The sequence below is a fragment of the Galactobacter caseinivorans genome (assembly GCF_003640665.1).
GTDB classification, from domain to species: Bacteria; Actinomycetota; Actinomycetes; order Actinomycetales; family Micrococcaceae; genus Galactobacter; species Galactobacter caseinivorans.
This window is the reverse complement of sequence record NZ_QQXL01000007.1, coordinates 142,862-159,796: the sequence shown is the minus strand read 5'-3', so window position 1 is coordinate 159,796 and position 16,935 is coordinate 142,862. Positions and strand designations below refer to the sequence as shown.

General features: G+C 62.2%; 11 protein-coding genes and 1 pseudogene. 3 read left to right on the top strand and 9 right to left on the bottom strand.

The window, feature by feature from the left end; all coding sequences use genetic code 11:
* Window positions 1-14 precede the first annotated feature (14 nt).
* Both DWQ67_RS11925 and DWQ67_RS11920 read left to right on the top strand, forming a co-directional pair.
* Complete coding sequence (locus DWQ67_RS11925) at window positions 15-1,106, top strand: S-(hydroxymethyl)mycothiol dehydrogenase (RefSeq protein ID WP_121485836.1); 1,092 nt, start codon at window positions 15-17, stop codon at window positions 1,104-1,106.
* Window positions 1,103-1,729, top strand: a complete 627-nt coding sequence (locus DWQ67_RS11920; RefSeq protein ID WP_121485835.1) for an MBL fold metallo-hydrolase — start codon at window positions 1,103-1,105, stop codon at window positions 1,727-1,729. The genes DWQ67_RS11925 and DWQ67_RS11920 overlap by 4 nt, the downstream gene beginning before the upstream one ends.
* A gap of 299 nt (window positions 1,730-2,028) precedes the next feature.
* On the opposite strand, the gene DWQ67_RS11915 is transcribed toward DWQ67_RS11920, so the two are convergent.
* From DWQ67_RS11915 to nrdH, 8 genes and pseudogenes are all read right to left on the bottom strand, one after another.
* Complete coding sequence (locus DWQ67_RS11915) at window positions 2,029-5,535, bottom strand: DEAD/DEAH box helicase (protein ID WP_121485834.1); 3,507 nt, start codon at window positions 5,533-5,535, stop codon at window positions 2,029-2,031.
* Window positions 5,520-6,392: a hypothetical protein gene (locus DWQ67_RS11910; protein ID WP_199712699.1), complete on the bottom strand. Its 873-nt coding sequence runs from the start codon at window positions 6,390-6,392 to the stop codon at window positions 5,520-5,522. The genes DWQ67_RS11915 and DWQ67_RS11910 overlap by 16 nt, the downstream gene beginning before the upstream one ends.
* Before the next feature lie 122 nt (window positions 6,393-6,514).
* Window positions 6,515-8,503: an AAA family ATPase gene (locus DWQ67_RS11905; RefSeq protein WP_407645818.1), complete on the bottom strand. Its 1,989-nt coding sequence runs from the start codon at window positions 8,501-8,503 to the stop codon at window positions 6,515-6,517.
* Between the two features lie 20 nt (window positions 8,504-8,523).
* A pseudogene (locus tag DWQ67_RS11900) lies at window positions 8,524-9,717 on the bottom strand (IS3 family transposase).
* Window positions 9,718-10,242: 525 nt separating this feature from the next.
* Window positions 10,243-11,217: a class 1b ribonucleoside-diphosphate reductase subunit beta gene (gene nrdF / locus DWQ67_RS11895; RefSeq protein WP_121485832.1), complete on the bottom strand. Its 975-nt coding sequence runs from the start codon at window positions 11,215-11,217 to the stop codon at window positions 10,243-10,245.
* A 106-nt stretch (window positions 11,218-11,323) separates the two neighbouring features.
* Window positions 11,324-13,465: a class 1b ribonucleoside-diphosphate reductase subunit alpha gene (nrdE, locus tag DWQ67_RS11890; RefSeq protein WP_121485831.1), complete on the bottom strand. Its 2,142-nt coding sequence runs from the start codon at window positions 13,463-13,465 to the stop codon at window positions 11,324-11,326.
* A complete protein-coding gene (nrdI, locus tag DWQ67_RS11885) occupies window positions 13,462-13,941 on the bottom strand; it encodes a class Ib ribonucleoside-diphosphate reductase assembly flavoprotein NrdI (RefSeq protein WP_407645817.1) in 480 nt (159 codons plus the stop codon). Before nrdI ends, nrdE begins: the two co-directional genes overlap by 4 nt.
* A gap of 6 nt (window positions 13,942-13,947) precedes the next feature.
* Complete coding sequence (gene nrdH / locus DWQ67_RS11880) at window positions 13,948-14,190, bottom strand: glutaredoxin-like protein NrdH (protein WP_121485830.1); 243 nt, start codon at window positions 14,188-14,190, stop codon at window positions 13,948-13,950.
* Between the two features lie 501 nt (window positions 14,191-14,691).
* On the opposite strand from nrdH, the gene poxB reads away from it, so the two are divergent.
* Window positions 14,692-16,416 (top strand): ubiquinone-dependent pyruvate dehydrogenase, encoded by a 1,725-nt coding sequence (gene poxB, locus DWQ67_RS11875; protein WP_121485829.1) that lies wholly within the window; start codon window positions 14,692-14,694, stop codon window positions 16,414-16,416.
* Window positions 16,417-16,499: 83 nt separating this feature from the next.
* Here poxB and rsfS read toward each other — a convergent pair whose 3' ends face one another.
* Window positions 16,500-16,928 (bottom strand): ribosome silencing factor, encoded by a 429-nt coding sequence (gene rsfS / locus DWQ67_RS11870; protein ID WP_121485828.1) that lies wholly within the window; start codon window positions 16,926-16,928, stop codon window positions 16,500-16,502.
* Window positions 16,929-16,935: the final 7 nt, after the last annotated feature.

The following is a 16,935-nucleotide window of genomic DNA, read 5'->3' as shown; positions in this document are numbered from 1 at the left end:
GCTATGGAGACATGATGCCGCAAACAGTCAAGGGCGTTGTGGTGCGCGCCAAAGACGCACCCCTGGAAATCGTCGACATTGTGGTGCCGGACCCGGGGCCCGGAGAGGCCGTCGTAGACATCCTCACCTGCGGCGTCTGCCACACCGATCTGCACTATGTGCACGGCGGAGTGGGCGATGACTTCCCCTACCTCCTGGGGCACGAGGCCACCGGGGTGGTGTCCGCGACTGGCGAGGGTGTGACCGAGGTGGAGGTGGGCCAGCGCGTCATCCTGAACTGGCGCGCCGTGTGTGGCCAGTGCCGGGCGTGTGCCAAGGGCCAGCCGCAGTACTGCTTCAACACCCATAACGCCGAGCAGAAGATGACGCTGACGGATGGCACCGAGCTGAGCCCCGCCCTGGGCATCGGCGCGTTCGCGGAGAAGACCCTGGTGGCGGCCGGGCAGTGCACCCCGGTGCGCGACGACGTGGATGCGGCGGCGGTCGGGTTGCTGGGTTGCGGCATCATGGCCGGCGTGGGCGCCGCCATCAATACCGCACAGGTCCAGCGCGGCGAGTCCGTGGCCGTGATCGGCTGCGGCGGCGTGGGCGTGGCCGCCATCCAGGGCGCGCGCCTGGCTGGGGCCACCACCATCATCGCCGTGGACATTGACCAGACCAAGGTGGACCAGGCCCTGCGCCTGGGCGCCACTCACGGCGTGAACTCCCGCGAGGAGGACGCCGTGGAGGCCATTCGCGCGCTGACCGGCGGTTTTGGCGCGGACGTGGTGATAGAGGCGATTGGCCGCCCGGAGACCTACGAGCAGGCCTTCTACGCCCGTGACCTGGCCGGCCGCGTGGTGCTGGTGGGCGTGCCAACGCCCGGGATGCGCCTGGACCTCCCGCTGGATGACGTGTTTGGCCGCGGCGGTTCCCTGAAGTCCTCCTGGTACGGCGATTGCCTGCCCAGCCGGGACTTCCCCATGCTCGTGGAGCAATACCGGCTGGGCCGCCTTGACCTGGATGCCTTTGTCTCCGAGCGGATCGGCCTGGCAGACATCGACGAGGCCTTCGTCAAGATGTCCAAGGGTCAGGTGCTGCGTTCCGTGGTGGAGGTGGCCAAGTGAGCGGCACCATTGAGCGCGTGGTCACCTCTGGCACCTTCAGCCTGGACGGCGGCACCTGGGAGGTGGAGAACAACGTCTGGATCGTCGGTGACGACGCGGAGGTGCTGGTGATAGACCCTGCGCACGACGTCGTCGCAGTCAGTGCCGCAGTCGGCTCACGGCGCGTGGTGGCAGTGTTGCTGACGCATGGACACGATGATCACGTGCGCGCGGCGGTGGAGGCCGGGAGCGCTTTGGCTGCGCCCGTGTTCCTGCCCGCCGCGGACCGGATGCTGTGGGACATGGTGCACTCAACGGCGCCGGACGGCGACGTGGAGCCTGGCCAGGAGTTCACCGCCGGGCCCATCACGCTGCGCGCGGTGGCGACGCCAGGGCACACGCCGGGTTCCACCTGCTATGTGAGCGAAGCCGCGGGCGTGGTCTTCAGCGGCGACACCCTCTTTGCCGGGGGCCCGGGCGCCACCGGCAGGTCCTACTCGGACTTCGCCACCATCGTGGACTCCATCACGACTGAGCTGCTGACCCTGCCGGGTTCCACTCGTGTGCTCACCGGGCACGGCGACGAGACCACCATCGGGGCGGAGGCGCCGCACCGCCAGGAGTGGATCGACCGGGGGCACTAGGCCCTGATCGCCCAGGCGCGCACCGCCTCACGAAAAATAAGGCCCGGCCCCCACGAAACATCGCGGGGGCCGGGCCTTTCACACCAAGACTCTAGAAGTCCCAGTCCTCATCACCACCCGCGTGATTCCGCGGATTACCGGCAGTTGTGGAGTGTCGTGCCCCAGCGTGCCACTGTGAAATGGGCCTCGTGTCCCGCGCTGTCCAGCGGCGGGGTGGGACACTTTCAAGGGTAGTCGCGCAGCCCACGAGATGCACGTTTTTCATGGTCGGGACACCTTATTGAGAAAGCCCGAATCGGTCAGAAGAGGACACCTTCGCCACTATCAAGCAGAGTAATCGTTAACTGGCCGAGCCCATCGGCATGCTCAATCTCCATACGCAGCGCAAAACCAGTATCCACGATGCTCTGAATATCCGAGTGGTCTCTGGTGGAGATCGTCCCCAGTAACTGGGCGCCCTGATAAAGGCCGAATGGGGCAGGAAAAGCTTCTCCCTCTATCGGCGCCAGATGCAACGATGCAGATCCGCTGGGTACAGTCTGAAGTTGGACGACGACATTGATTAATCCACGATCGAGCAAATTCTTCAGGAGGCTTCGTCGCCGCTGACGCGTAAAATCGAGGAGATCAAGGACCTCTGAGGTCGCCGCGTCAAACTCCTGCCGCCAACCGGATACACTCAAGCTGGCCAGACTCTCTCTCAACGAGTCCAGTTCGTCCTCCATACCCGCGAAGCGACTTGCCACCAGGTTGGCGATTCGACGGGAGCGAATCCCTTCACCCATCAGCGCAAGTGCGGTGGGCGTACTGACTCCGTATCTGATATACCCGCCGAGTTCCGGGCAGATTCTTTTACTGACATCGGCAGATTGCAGATATGAGTTGATGAGGTCGATGAGCGCTCCGACTGTCCAAGACAGATAGTGCTCGAAGTGACCCGTGGTCGCGGTGACCATCTGCTCGATCCGCCGGGCAGGGTCGGCCACGCTCCCCAGATGATTCTCCGCCAATTGCGGCAGCGGAGCACCCTCCAGCCAGTCCCGCAATACATCAGCGGCGTCCACACTGAGGTCCGCCCCTCGGGCAGACTCACGAAACCCCCATGACGGCGCTTCTGGAAGCTGGAGCAGCTTGGCGATTGTCGGTCGGAGGAACGTCACTGCTTCTATAGCAGTAGAGACGGACGGCCCCGTTTCTGTTGACAGCAGAGTGCGCGCAAGTAGCGATGCCCATTCATCGATCTCGCGAGCGGAACCAATGGAACATCCGATCCGTGACCATCTCTGACGCTCAGCGGAATGAACCGAAATATAAGCGTCTCTAGTCCGTGCTGCCAACCTCATGTACAACGCGCGCGCTTGGGCGGATTGAGTTGCTCCCAGCGTTGAGCCCACTACTGCTTCCAGATCGACCAACTCGGGGTCAGCCATCTGCCCTTCAGCAGATGCCAGCATCATCCAGACAAAATTGATGAAATCCGCAGCAGCACCGCTTGCGGAGAAAACTGCATCAGAATCAGCTCTTTGAGCACCTTCGAGCTCGGCTACGGCCTGCAAGGCGGATTCTGTTAAGAGGGATGACGTCACCTCCAGATCACCATCGTCAGGGTTCAGATCCGCGAAGTCCTGGCTGCTCGGTGAAGTTGCCCTCACAAGCACGATCCAGCCCTCGGTCTCTCGGCCCGCGCGTCCAGCGCGTCCCATCGCGTTTACGAGGCGGGCTCCGCGTAAGCGGGTATCCTCCGGCTGGCCTGGGTAAGGTGCGTCATACAAGACCACGGTCCTGACCGGCAAGTTCACCCCGTCAGTCAGCGTTGAGGTGCAAGTCAGGTAAGGAAGATCATCCGCCCGCACTGCCCCTTCAAGTGCTTCCAGCACTTCGACCGGCAAACCTGCATGATGAAACCCCACGCCACGTTTGAGCGTGCTTACAAGCGGGTGAGCGTCGCCCACCTGCTGACGCACAAAGTCGACCAGCGGGACTAGGTGTGGTTGATCAGTAAGCTCATCGGCGATACCGCGAGCGAGCAACTGCGCCTGTTTTTTCGTCGACGCGACGACCAGGACCGAACCCGCATGCCCAAGTGCAGTGATCATTCCACTGGCGATCGAGTAGATCTTAGTATTACGAGCAGAGTCGATCGTCGTTTCGTTTGGGCGCTCTCCTCCATCTTTCGATTTTCTGACCAGACGCCAACCAGTGTCGGATTGAGTGCGGAGCGATTTGGTACTCCCGTTTCCAAGCCGCAAGCGGATCAGACCTGACAGTGGCGTCGTATGCCGATAGGGCCAGACAGATCCAGCCCCACTTTCAACAACGGTCTGATCCCACTGCGCCTCAGTGTTAAATACCGCGTGCAGCCGCCGTGGCCCCCGCCAGTCGCTCTTCTGGCTTAAAGCACCGCCCTCGGGATTGAGCCACTGGGCGATCCCGCCGACATTCCCCATCGCGGCCGAAAGGAGGATGATGCGATGAGGTCGATCCTTCGTGTGGAAATTCAAGGCCGAAATCACAGATTCGAGCACGAAACCTCGACCTGCCTCTTTCAGCAGCTGGGCCTCGTCAAAAATGAAAAGGCTGAACTTGTCGAGCACAGCTTCAGCGTCATTTCTCAACAGATGACTAAGCCTCTCTGGAGTCATCACGTCAATTTCAGCCTGCTCCAGCTCGGGAGCAAATAGGCCAAGCGCTTCAAGCCAAGCGGAGAAGTCAGGTTTCTCCGCGCTAACTTCCTTCTGGAGAATTCGGACTCTCGTACCCATCGCACGTCGAATCTCTCGGCCGAGACTCCTCGTCGGAACAACGAAGCAAACACTCATGTCCGTCTGCGCTAGATGAGCAGTTGCCAGCAGCTGGGCGACAAGGGTCTTTCCGCCACTCGTAGGAACAGAAAGCACCATTCTCTTTACATCCTGCGAGAAAGGCGACTGAGCGCCTGTGAACAGTTCGCGCTGCGGCTCCCAGAGCGTCAGCACGGCGGGACTTCCTACCGTGAATGCCTGCCTCACTGCAACGGGTACTTCTGGAGGCAAAACTGCCAAATTCCACGGTGATCCCGCTTCCGCGATGCTCGCAAAGCTCAGTAGATGACTAGCTACCCAACGTGCGTCGAGCGAAGCGCCTCCTGTTTCACCGGTCGCGACTTCGCGCAGCCGCTGAGCGCCTTGGTCAAAGCGTTCGCGGTTGCCTCGAGTCAGGTAAGAGAGAATGTCTTCGGTGCCCTCGACAAGCATTTGTAGTGATCCGAGACCTGTCAAGCGAAGACTGTCCATTGCTGACTGTTGCGCGATCGATGCGAAGTACCTACGCCATTGAGTAAACCAGCGAAATGCCCTATTAGTGTCGAAGCTCAGAAACATGAGCCCCGTGCGCAGAGAAAAGTGCTCCAGCGTCGGCAACAACAGACCATCTGCACCACCCAACAAATGCTGCAGGCGGGTCACGATCGCGGATGCGTTTGGGTCACGACCGCCTCGCCTGTACCCAATAGCCGCGGCAAATCCAATTGATAAACGCTCCTCATCGCTCCAGTCGTTGCGCGCCAATGCAAGATCAAAGATGTGAGCACTCACCAAAAATGCCTGACGTTGGCGCGCTGCCGAATAGCGTTGACGCGCATCACTTACCGAGGCAACACCATGCAAGTACCAGGCAGTCTTCATTAGCTTCTCGTCGATTGACGGGCGATTGAGAATTAGGGCAATCTCCGCTTGCGCTAGTCGCTCCTGAAGGCGCTCGGCGGTTGGCAGCCCAGTGCGACCCGCCAGCGCATCTCCGAGGAGTCGTAAGTCTAGAGACCGCTCCATACAATCTCCTTTACCCTCTCGGCGAATTCAGGGAAGTCCGGTATTGCGACAACGATTGACTCTGTTTGACCGCCTGCCGGAAAGTCTGGGAACTGAGCGCCTAGCGATTTGAACGTGTTGCTGTTTCGCGGGCGATGCTCAAGGGATGCTCCCACAGAGACGCCAACACCCGCTTTTGGGCTGCGTTCGAACCAGAAATCAACCATGCCGTCGTAGAGCTCACCCAGAGCACCCTCAGCGGAGAGAGTCGCAGGTCCGGCGAGCTTGGCGAGATAGTAGTGGCCTCTCCTGCGCAATTGCTTCGCGGCCCGATTGATCGTTTTCGACACCCCGGCAGCTGAGTCGTGCTTCTTAATCTCCCAGAGCCGAAAAACGAGGGTCCCGCTTGCATCGGCATAGACGACTAGCCCATCGCCCCCAGGTTCGAGCGCATCCGCCTTTATTGGCGGCGCTTCCACCAGGGTACGTCCGTCGCGACACGATATGCGTTCGGAGATAATACGGTGCCAAAGCAGTTCAGCAACATGTCCTTGTACGTGATCGACCAGCTTCGGTGCTCCCGGCGTGCCGAAGCCGATAGAAACAAATGCCTTGACTGCTTCTAGCTGCGCCCCCGACGAGGACGGTCCTCCGTCACGACGCAGACGCCATCGATCGAGCACTGCAGATTTCCCACAGGCAACGACCATGGCGTCGTCGGCGATGAGCGCGGCGGCAAGGTCACGCGAAGCACCAACTAATTGTTCGCCTCCAACGACATACTCGACCTTCGAAGTGGCATCGCTATCTTTCAGCATCAACAGCGGCGTCAAGAGGACTTCCCCGTCGGTATCCGATGCGGCGTCTTCGTCGTGCACTGAACTCCCTACAGCAGTGTTGAACCCTACTCAGATGATCCCATGATGCGCCGATAACTGCAACGTTGAGAATCGAGCGCCCCAAAGACTGTTGGCTTTGAAAGGACGCAGGCAAGCCCGTCTCACATTGTCTGTCCGAACGAGCTGCGTTGCCTCACCACTCGGTGCGCTAGCTCAACATGTTCATGTTCAGCGTTACGACGAGCCCGATTCAGCGCGGCTTCCGCCCGGGCGTAATCAATTCGTTGATCAGTATCCTCTGGTCTGGGCCCAAGGACGGACTCCAACTTGATTGTGTAGCGGTTTCGGTACGCGGCTATTGCCCGCGCAGACTGCCACCATGCCTCCCGCAGATTCGTCGCGTCCGGTAGCGGCGCGATCTTGTCGATCCAGGAAGCACCAACGGCGATAGCTCTATCGAGCACTGCGTCGGCTCGCTGAATGATAAGGTCTCGTCGCTCATCGAGCGCCTGACACATCTCGTCAGCTACCGGCCCCGTCACTTCGGGTACGAGCCCGGCGATGAGCCTCGGTGCCCTGCGTGTGCGTCCCGCTCCGGCTGGACGAGCGGTAGCTGCGGTGAGTCGATGCCGCATCACCGCCGCGATATCGTCCGCGTCGCCGAAGTCGCGTGCTCGCACCAGACGCGGGAACAGAACCGCAACATCATGGTGGTTGGCTTCTGCACGGCGCAGCTCGGCGGTCAGTGGGCCGAACGCATCCGACTCGATCACTTCCACAGCTTGCTCGGCACTGAGACCAGACGCACGAACCAAAGCAGCCCATCGGTCGCGCTGCGCTGCCGCAGCGATCGTCTCGTACTCCGCGGCGAGCTGCGTGATCGTTCCCCAAGATTCTTGCTCGACGGCGATCGTTTCATGCGCGGAAAGCTCAGCGCCGACATGCTGCAGCACCCCCTCGAGAACACTGCGGCCGGTGACTTCGTCGTTCTCACCAGGATGTGGACCATCGTGGGAAGCGTCAGGCTTGTCGACCGTGACATACGCGACGTTGGCGTCTCGACCCCGTGTCATCGCCACATAGAGAGTCTCGCGAGTCATGGTCGAGTCAACGAGCACGTGAGTAGTATCGGTCGTGAGACCTTGCGCACGAAATGACGTGACCGCATAGCCGAGTTCGACATGCTCTGTGACGTAATCGGCTGGCAGAAGGACACTGTTCCTTCGGGAGCTTCCAGCGCGGCGCACGAGCATCAATCTGTCGCGTCGAACATCAACGACGTTCCAGCGATCCCCATTGCGCACCCAGCCGCGTCCAGCCAGGAGACGGCGGTCATTGCGGCGCGTGATGACGATATCCCCGGATGCCGCACGTGTCCCGTCATGTAGCTCTGATTCGCGCGAACCGCGAACGGTGCCATCGAGGATTAGATCGGTACGCGCTCGGTTGTTGAGTGCAGTCACCGATTCATTGGAGTCTGAGACGAGAACCGTTGCACGCCCAGCGACGAGATCACGGCGCCAGGCGGCATACGCCGCATCGATCATCCCTTCGGTGTCACCGTCAACAACGCGTTGGTGCTCGTCGTAGATGTCGATGACTCCGGCGTGGCCGTGGCGAAGATCGAGCGACGCGCGCTTTTCCCAATCGTGCGTAAAGCGGTGAACGTCAACAAGTTCGGGGACGTCATCACGATCATGCGAGATCATCCCAAAGGCGCCGCCCGCGTCGACCGCCTGGAGCTGTGCGTAGTCGCCGACGAGTAGCACTTTCGCCCCGGCCTCAGCGGCGAGCCGGGTGATTCGGTCTAAGGAGAGCGTTCCAGCGAGCGAGGCTTCATCTACGATGACGAGCTGGCCCGACTGAAAGGTCTCACCTTCTCGCAGGTGGTTCTGCCACCACTTCGCCGTGTTCTCCGTGGCGATCCCGAGATCCTCGGCAAGCACTTGTGCCGCACTCGACGACGGTGCCAGTCCGACAACGGATCCTTGGCCGTGTTCCTTTTCCCAGGCCCGGCGTAGCGCGTTCATCGCTGTAGTCTTTCCGGCACCAGCTGGGCCGACGATCAGATCAACGACACGACCGGAGACCGCGATCTCCGTCAGCGCAAACACTTGATCCTCCCCCAGCACCAGCCGGGTCTGCTGCACGGATAGGTGACAGGTTGTAGTCACGCCGCCAGTGCGACGGTCGTGTTCATGATGGTCTCGAACTCGATGGGCGTCAAACGGCCCAGGCGTGGTTGGCGTCTTCGTCGGTGGTAGGTCCGCTCGATCCAGCTCACGATCGCGATTCGCAGCTGATCCCGGGTGGTCCAGGACCGGCGGTCGAGGACGTTCTTCTGCAGTAAGGAGAAGAACGATTCCATGGCCGCGTTATCGCCGCTGGAGCCGACTCTGCCCATCGATCCGACCACGCGATGACGGGCCAGGGCGCGCAGGAATTTTCTGCTGCGAAATTCAGATCCTCTGTCGCTGTGGACGATGCATCCGGCGACGTCGCCGCGCATCTGGGCAGCGTTCTCGAGCGCTTGGACGGCCAGGCGGGACTTCATTCTCGAGTCGATCGAGTAGCCGACGATTCGACCGGAGCACGCGTCTTTGATCGCGCAGCAGTAGAGCGTGCCTTCACTTGTTTTATGCTCCGTGATGTCCACCAGCTAGAGCTCGTTCGGCGCCTGAGCGGCGAACACGTGCCGCGTCCTGCCGTGTTCGTCGATGACGGCGCAGAGGTCGTCGTGGACGGACGGGCCGGGCCGGCGGTGCTTGCCGCGCCTGGGCTTGCCGAACGCGGTGAACCAGCCGTTCGATGATGCGATCCGCCACGCAGTCCGATCCGACATCGCCTCCCCGGCGTCGCGGGCCTCGTCAGCGAGCAGCCGGTGCCCGAACTCGCAGGTCGTCCCGGTGGGCCTCGAACATCGCGTTCGCGCGATACGCCTGCACCACCTCGCTGGGCGTGATGGGGTCGGCCAGCCACCGGTAGTAGGGCTGGCGGGAGAGCTTGAGCACCCGACACGTCACCGTCACGGGGATCCCCGTAGCGGCGAGCTCCGTCACGAGCGGGTAGAACCTTTTCCCGGCAGGTTCACCTGCGACAGATACGCCGCCGCGCGCCGGAGGACCTCGTTCTCCTGCTCCAACAGACGGTTTCTCTTCCGCAGTTCACGCATCTCAGCCGCCTCGGTACGGGACTGGCCGGGCTTGATGCCCTCGTCGATATCGGCGCGGCCGAGCCACTTCTGCAACGTCATCGGGTGAACACCGAAGTCTTTCGCGATCTGATCGATCGTCACACCAGGCTCACGGCCTCGCGCGACGCGCACCACGTCGTCACGGAACTCGGCGGGATAGGGCTTAGGCATGATGCCATCCTTCCAGGCCAGCCTCCCGGGCAAGCCAGATCAGATGTCACCTATCCGTGCAGCAGTCCCCGTCGTTTCGTCTGGCCCTGGGTAACGGGCTTGCCAGCGGCCAGAAGGGAGCTTGCGCAGGCTCCCCCAGTTCTCGCGTTTGGTGCTGCTCATGATGCCCTCCCATGGACTCGAACGGACGTTTGCGGACCGTCGTGCCACTTCGTGCCACTCGACCTCATGCCCCTCATGAATCCGCATGATTCCGCGGATCTCCGGGGGTTAACTCGATCGTTTGTGGCACGAAGTGGCACGGCTTGGACGGTGCAGCGACCGCGAATTCCGGTCTCTACCTCGCCTCTCTTCCATGTGGAAGGTGCGCGCGTGCCATCCCCGTGCCATTTCGGGTGGGTATTCCTCTTCATCTCTGTTCTCCTCTGTCTTTCGACTGGGAGCACGAAAAACGCCCCTGATCTGCGATAGCTCGCGGATCAGGGGCGTGATCAGGTATTTACCTGGGGCCTCTAAGAAGAAATCTTAGAAGTCCCAGTCCTCGTCCTCGGTGTTCACGGCCTTGCCGATCACGTAGGAGGATCCGGAGCCGGAGAAGAAGTCGTGATTCTCGTCGGCGTTTGGTGAGAGCGCCGAGAGGATCGCGGGGTTCACGTTCGTCACGGTGGACGGGAACATGGCCTCGTAGCCCAGGTTGTTCAGCGCCTTGTTGGCGTTGTAGTGCAGGAACTTCTTGACGTCCTCAGACAGGCCCACCCCGTCGTAGAGCGAGTGGGTGTAGGCCACCTCGTTCTCGTAGAGCTCGTACATGAGCTCGTAGGTGTAGTCCTTGAGCTCGTCGCGGCGCTCCTGCGTGGCCGCTTCCAGCCCGCGCTGGTACTTGTAGCCGATGTAGTAGCCGTGCACGGCCTCGTCACGGATGATGAGGCGGATCATGTCTGCCGTGTTGGTCAGCTTGGCGTGGCTGGACCAGTACATGGGCAGGTAGAAGCCGGAGTAGAAGAGGAAGGACTCCAGCAGCGTGGAGGCCACCTTCTTCTTCAACGGATCGTCGCCATGGTAGTAATCCATGACGATGTTGGCCTTCTTCTGCAGGTACTCGTTCTCCAGGCTCCAGCGGAAGGCGTCGTCAATCTCCTTGGTGGAGGCCAAGGTGGAGAAGATGGACGAGTAGCTCTTGGCGTGCACCGACTCCATGAACGCGATGTTGGTGTACACCGCCTCCTCGTGCGGGGTCAGCGCATCCGGGATGAGCGCCACGGCGCCCACGGTGCCCTGGATGGTGTCCAGCAGCGTCAGCCCGGTGAAGACGCGCATGGTGAGCAGCTTCTCCTCCGGCGTCAGCGTGCCCCACGACTGCACGTCGTTGGACACGGGCACCTTCTCAGGCAGCCAGAAGTTGTTCGTGAGGCGGTTCCACACCTCCACGTCCTTCTCGTCCTGGATGCGGTTCCAGTTAATGGCCTCGACCTTGCCGAGCAGCTTGACGCCGTCGCTCATCTCGATCCTCTCCCCCGCACCGGGCGGGGACCTTCGGCGGCATCGATGCTCGACGCCGGGTGATGAAGTGGGTGGGCGGGGCCAGTTGGCCCCGGGGTGCCGCGGGTTAAAGCATGCAGGAGACGCAGCCCTCAACCTCGGTGCCCTCAAGGGCCAGCTGACGCAGACGGATGTAGTAGATCGTCTTGATCCCCTTGCTCCATGCGTAGATCTGGGCCTTGTTGATGTCGCGCGTGGTGGCGGTGTCCTTGAAGAAGAGCGTCAGGGACAGGCCCTGGTCCACGTGCTGCGTGGCAGCGGCGTAGGTGTCGATGATCTTCTTGTAACCGATCTCGTACGCATCGTCGTAGTACTCGAGGTTGTCGTTGGTCAGGTAAGGGGCCGGGTAGTAGACGCGACCGATCTTGCCTTCCTTACGAATCTCGATCTTCGAGGCCACGGGGTGGATCGAGGAGGTGGAGTTGTTGATGTAAGAGATGGAACCGGTCGGCGGCACGGCCTGCAGGTTCTGGTTGTAGATGCCGTGCTCCATGACGGAGGCCTTCAGCGCCAGCCAATCCTCCTGCGTCGGGATGGACACCTTGGAGAAGAGCTCGCGCACCTTCGCCGTGGCGGGAACCCACTCGGACTCGGTGTACTTGTCGAAGAACTCGCCGGAGGCGTACTTGGAATCCTCGAACCCGCCAAAGGCGGAGCCGTTCTCGATCGCCAGCATGTTGGAGGCACGCAGCGCGTGGAACAACACGGTGTAGAAGTAGATGTTCGTGAAGTCCAGGCCCTCTTCGGAGCCGTAGTGCACGCGCTCACGAGCCAGGTAGCCGTGCAGGTTCATCTGCCCAAGGCCAATGGCGTGGGACTGCAGGTTGCCATCCGCCACGGAGGGAACCGAGGAGATGTAGCTCATGTCAGAGACAGCGGAGAGCGCGCGGATGGCGCCCTCGATGGAGGCGCCAAAGTCCGGCGAATCCATGGTCCTGGCGATGTTCATGGAACCCAGGTTGCAAGAGATGTCCTTACCAACAACCTCGTAGGACAGGTCGTCCTTGAAGGTGGAGGGCGTGGAGACCTGCAGGATCTCGGAGCACAGGTTGGACATGGTGATCTTGCCCTTGATCGGGTTGGCCCGGTTCACCGTGTCCTCGAACACGATGTAGGGGTAGCCCGACTCGAACTGGATCTCCGCGAGGGTCTGGAAGAACTCACGGGCGCTGATCTTGGTCTTCTTGATCCGCTTGTCATCCACCATCTCGTAGTACTTCTCGGAGACGTTGATCTCGGAGAAGGGCACCCCATAGACGCGTTCCACGTCATAGGGAGAGAAGAGGTACATGTCCTCGTTGCTCTTGGCCAGGTGGAAGGTGATGTCCGGGATGACCACGCCGAGGGAGAGGGTCTTGATGCGGATCTTCTCATCGGCGTTCTCGCGCTTGGTATCCAAGAAGCGGTGGATATCCGGGTGGTGCGCGTGCAGGTACACCGCGCCGGCACCCTGGCGGGCACCCAGCTGGTTGGCGTAGGAGAAGGAATCTTCGAGGAGCTTCATCACGGGGATGACACCGCTGGACTGGTTCTCGATGTGCTTGATGGGGGCGCCGTGCTCACGGATGTTCGTGAGGGAGAGCGCCACGCCGCCGCCGCGCTTGGAGAGCTGCAGGGCGGAGTTGATGCCGCGGGCGATGGACTCCATGTTGTCCTCGACGCGCAGCAGGAAGCAGGAGACCAGCTCGCCGCGCTGGGCCTTGCCCGCATTGAGGAAGGTCGGGGTGGCGGGCTGGAAGCGGCCGGAACTGATCTCGTCCACCAGCATGCGGGCCAGCTTCTGGTCCCCGCGCGCCAGGTGCAGGGCAACCATGCACACGCGATCCTCGAAGCGCTCCAGGTAACGCTTACCGTCAAAGGTCTTGAGCGTGTAAGAGGTGTAGAACTTGAAGGCACCAAGGAAGGTCTCGAAGCGGAACTTCTTGGCGTAGGCAAAGTCCCAGAGTTCGTGGATGAACTCGCGGGGGTACTGCTCCAGCGTCTCCGGCTCGTAGTAGTTCTTCTCCACGAGGTACTCGAGCTTCTCGTCCAGGTTGTGGAAGAAGACCGTGTTGTTATTGACGTGCTCCAGGAAGTACTGGCGCGCGGCGAACTTGTCGGCTTCGAACTGAATCTTGCCGTCCGCCCCGTACAGGTTCAGCATGGCGTTGAGCTCGTGGTAACCCAGGCCCTGGAAGGCCTCGGGTAGCTCCTTGCTGTCGCGGCTCATGGCCGACTCTGCGACTGACGTGTCCAAAACTCGTCCAATCCTTGGTTGACACGGGCCACGTCTTCCGGCGTGCCCATGAGTTCAAAAAGATAAAGCACCGGGACGGACAACTTCTTCGCGATCTTGTGCGCGGCGAGGTTGTAGGTGGTGCCAAAGTTGGTGTTGCCTGCACCGATCACGCCGGCCAGGTGGTCCCGGTTCTGCGGGTGGCGCAAGAAGCGCAACACCTGCGGCGGGACGGCGTGCTCGCCCTTCTCTCCCCCGTAAGTGGGGATCACCAGGACGTAGTCACGATCTACGACAAGTTCCGGATCCGCCTTGTGCAGCGGGATGCGGTCTGCCGGGTGGTTCAGCTTGCCAACAAAGCGCTTGGTGTTCTCGGAGACCGAGGAAAAATACACCAGCCGCTCTGTGGGCTGCTTGGCCGGGTTGGCTTGTGTGGTCTGTTGGGTCCGGATCGGCGCTTCAGACAACACGGGGTATCAGGCGACGGAAGCGGCCGCGTGCTCCAGCTCGGAGATCTTGTCCGGGCGGAAGCCAGACCAGGAATCGGTCTCGGTGATGACAACCGGAGCCTGCATGAAGCCGAGCTCACGGATGCGCTCCAGCGCGGCCGGATCCTGGGAGATGTCCACCTTCTTGTACTCGATACCCTTCTTGTCGAGGGCGCGGTAGGTGGCGTTGCACTGGACGCAGGCGGGCTTGGTGTACACCGTCACGGTCATGTCGAGATCCCCTTGTTCTTTCAGTCCTGAGACTGCCGATGCTTCGTAAAGATTTGTGGTCGAGCCGGTGTGTTCCGCATCCTCGCGGGGCGCCTGACTGGGGTGGATTCGCCTGAGGCGACCGGTCCCTTTCGACTCTCACCATCCTACCCCCAACCACTACATCTTGTGCCAGGCCATGACCCTCACCCCTACATCATGTCTTACACGCGTGTGCTTCCACCGCCACTCATCCACATGCCCTGTGGACGCAGGAGGGCACATGACCCCCGGATTCTGGCGGGTCCACCGGGTCTATCCACAGCCTGTGTGGCCAGCCCATGCACAGGGCGAAGCGAAGGGAATGAACCGAAATGACCCCGCGCGTCGGCGTGTCGCTGCGACCACGGGCAACCTCTCCCCCAGGGGCCCGCAACGGCCCGAGACCCCACGCCGTTTGCACTCTGACGCCCAGGAGGCGGAGGCTAGGCACAGACATCACCGCAGCTAAGGAGATCCTCTGTGAGCACTCTTGCGCACAACCTTGTCCAATCCCTCGCGGCCCAGGGCGTCAAGCGCGTCTACGGGGTCCCAGGCGACTCTCTCAACGGCATCACGGACGCCATTCGCACCACCAAGGGCGTGACCTGGTCTCACGTGCGCAACGAGGAGAGCGGCGCCTTTGCCGCGGCAGCTGAGGCGGCACTCACCGGCGACCTCGCTGTGTGTGCCGGCTCCTGCGGCCCGGGCAATCTGCACCTGATCAACGGCCTCTTTGACGCCCAGCGCAGCCGCGTTCCCGTCCTGGCGATCGCGGCACAGATTCCCTCGGATGAGGTGGGCTCCACCTACTTCCAAGAGACTCACCCACAGGAGCTCTTCCGAGAGTGCTCTGTCTACGCGGAAATGGTCAGCACGCCGGAGCAGATGCCGCGCCTGCTGCGAATCGCCATGCAAGAGGCCATCTCCAAGCGCGGCGTCGCCGTCCTGGTCATCCCCGGCGATGTGTCGCTGAAGGACATGCCCGTCAACGAGCTGGTCACCGCCGCGGCGACCCAGCAGCGCGTGCTGCCCTCTGAGGAGGAGCTGACCACGCTGGCGGCCACGTTGAATGCCTCGTCCAAGGTCACCATTCTGGCCGGCGCCGGCGCGGCCAAGGCCCACGATGAGGTGGTGGCCCTGGCGGAGGCGCTCGGCGCTCCGGTGGTCCATGCCCTGCGCGGCAAGGAGTACCTGGAGTACAACAACCCCTACGACGTCGGCATGACCGGTCTGCTTGGCTTCGCCTCCGGCTACCGCGCCATGGAGTCCGCGGACACGGTGCTGGTGCTTGGCAGCGACTTCCCGTATCAGCAGTTCTACCCACAGGACGCCAAGATTGTTCAGGTGGACCTGCGCGGGGAGAATCTGGGCCGCCGCACGCAGCTGCACCAGGGCCTGGTCGGTACGGTGAAGGACACGGCGGCCGCGTTGCTGCCCCTGCTGGAGCGCAAACAGGACCGCAAGCACCTGGAGGACGCGCAGAAGCACTACCGCAAAACCCGGGAGAAGCTGGACGAGCTGGCCGTCCCCGCGCGCAAGGGGGCCGCCCTGCACCCCCAGTACGTCGCCAAGCGGATCGACGCCCTTGCCGATGAGGACGCGGTCTTCATTCCGGACGTGGGCTCCCCCGTGGTTTATGCCGCGCGCTACCTCACCATGAACGGCAAGCGCCGCCTGATCGGCTCCTTCAATCACGGCAGCATGGCCAACGCGGTGCCGCACGCGATCGGCGCAGCCTCGGAGAATCCGCAGCGTCAGGTGGTGACCCTCTCCGGCGACGGCGGCCTGGCCATGCTCCTCGGCGAGCTCATCACCCTGAAGCAATCCAAGCTGCCGGTGAAGGTCGTGGTCTTTAACAACTCCTCGCTGAACTTCGTGGAGCTGGAGATGAAGGCCGCCGGCTTTGTCACCTTCGGCACCGACCTGGAGAATCCGGACTTCGCCGCCGTGGCACGGGCCTGCGGGCTGGAGGCCTGGACCGTGACCAGTTCAGAGGAGCTCGACGACGCGCTGCGGGGCGCCTTTGCGCACGACGGCCCGGCGTTGGTGGACGTACGCACGGGGCGCCAAGAGCTCACGTTGCCGCCCAAGATTGAGCTGGCGCAGGCCAAGGGCTTTGCCCTGTATGCCATGCGCTCGGTCCTGAGCGGCCGTGGCGATGAGTTGCTTGATCTCGCCGCGACCAATTGGCGCCAGTTGTTCTAAGCCACGCGCGAGGGGCGCCGGATCCATGGATCCGGCGCCCCTCGCGTGATGTGCCACCTCAGAGAGGCGGCGACCTCAAAGACTCAGGCGTTGGAGTCTTCCTCGGCCTGGCCGGCCTCTACCTTGGGCTCGGCCGGCGGCGTGGACTGCTCCACTCCGGGCAGATCAAGGCGCGGGGAGTCAGACCAGAGGCGATCCAACGCGTAGAAGGCGCGGTCCTCCTCGTGCTGCACATGCACCACGATGTCTCCATAGTCCAGGAGGACCCAGTGGCCAAGGCCGCGGCCCTCGCGGCGCAGCGGGAGCTCTGCGTACTGCAGGCGCAGGGCATCCTCGATCTCCTCCGCAATGGCCTCAACCTGGCGCTCGGAGCCGCCGGAGGCGATCAGGAAGACGTCGGCAATGCCGAGGCGCTCACCAACCTCAAGGGCGACGATGTGCTCGGCGAGCTTCTCCTGGGCCGCGGTAGCGGCGGCAAGGACTCGATCACTGACGATAGCGGGGACGCTCACTGCATTT

What these genes read in the sequence shown, in the direction of transcription:
- DWQ67_RS11925 (WP_121485836.1), top strand. Translation starts at nt 15, where the DNA reads ATGCCGCAAACAGTCAAGGGCGTTGTGGTGCGCGCCAAAGACGCACCC.
- DWQ67_RS11915 (WP_121485834.1), bottom strand. Translation starts at nt 5,535, where the DNA reads ATGGAGCGGTCTCTAGACTTACGACTCCTCGGAGATGCGCTGGCGGGT.
- nrdF (WP_121485832.1), bottom strand. Translation starts at nt 11,217, where the DNA reads ATGAGCGACGGCGTCAAGCTGCTCGGCAAGGTCGAGGCCATTAACTGG.
- nrdE (WP_121485831.1), bottom strand. Translation starts at nt 13,465, where the DNA reads ATGAGCCGCGACAGCAAGGAGCTACCCGAGGCCTTCCAGGGCCTGGGT.
- nrdH (WP_121485830.1), bottom strand. Translation starts at nt 14,190, where the DNA reads ATGACCGTGACGGTGTACACCAAGCCCGCCTGCGTCCAGTGCAACGCC.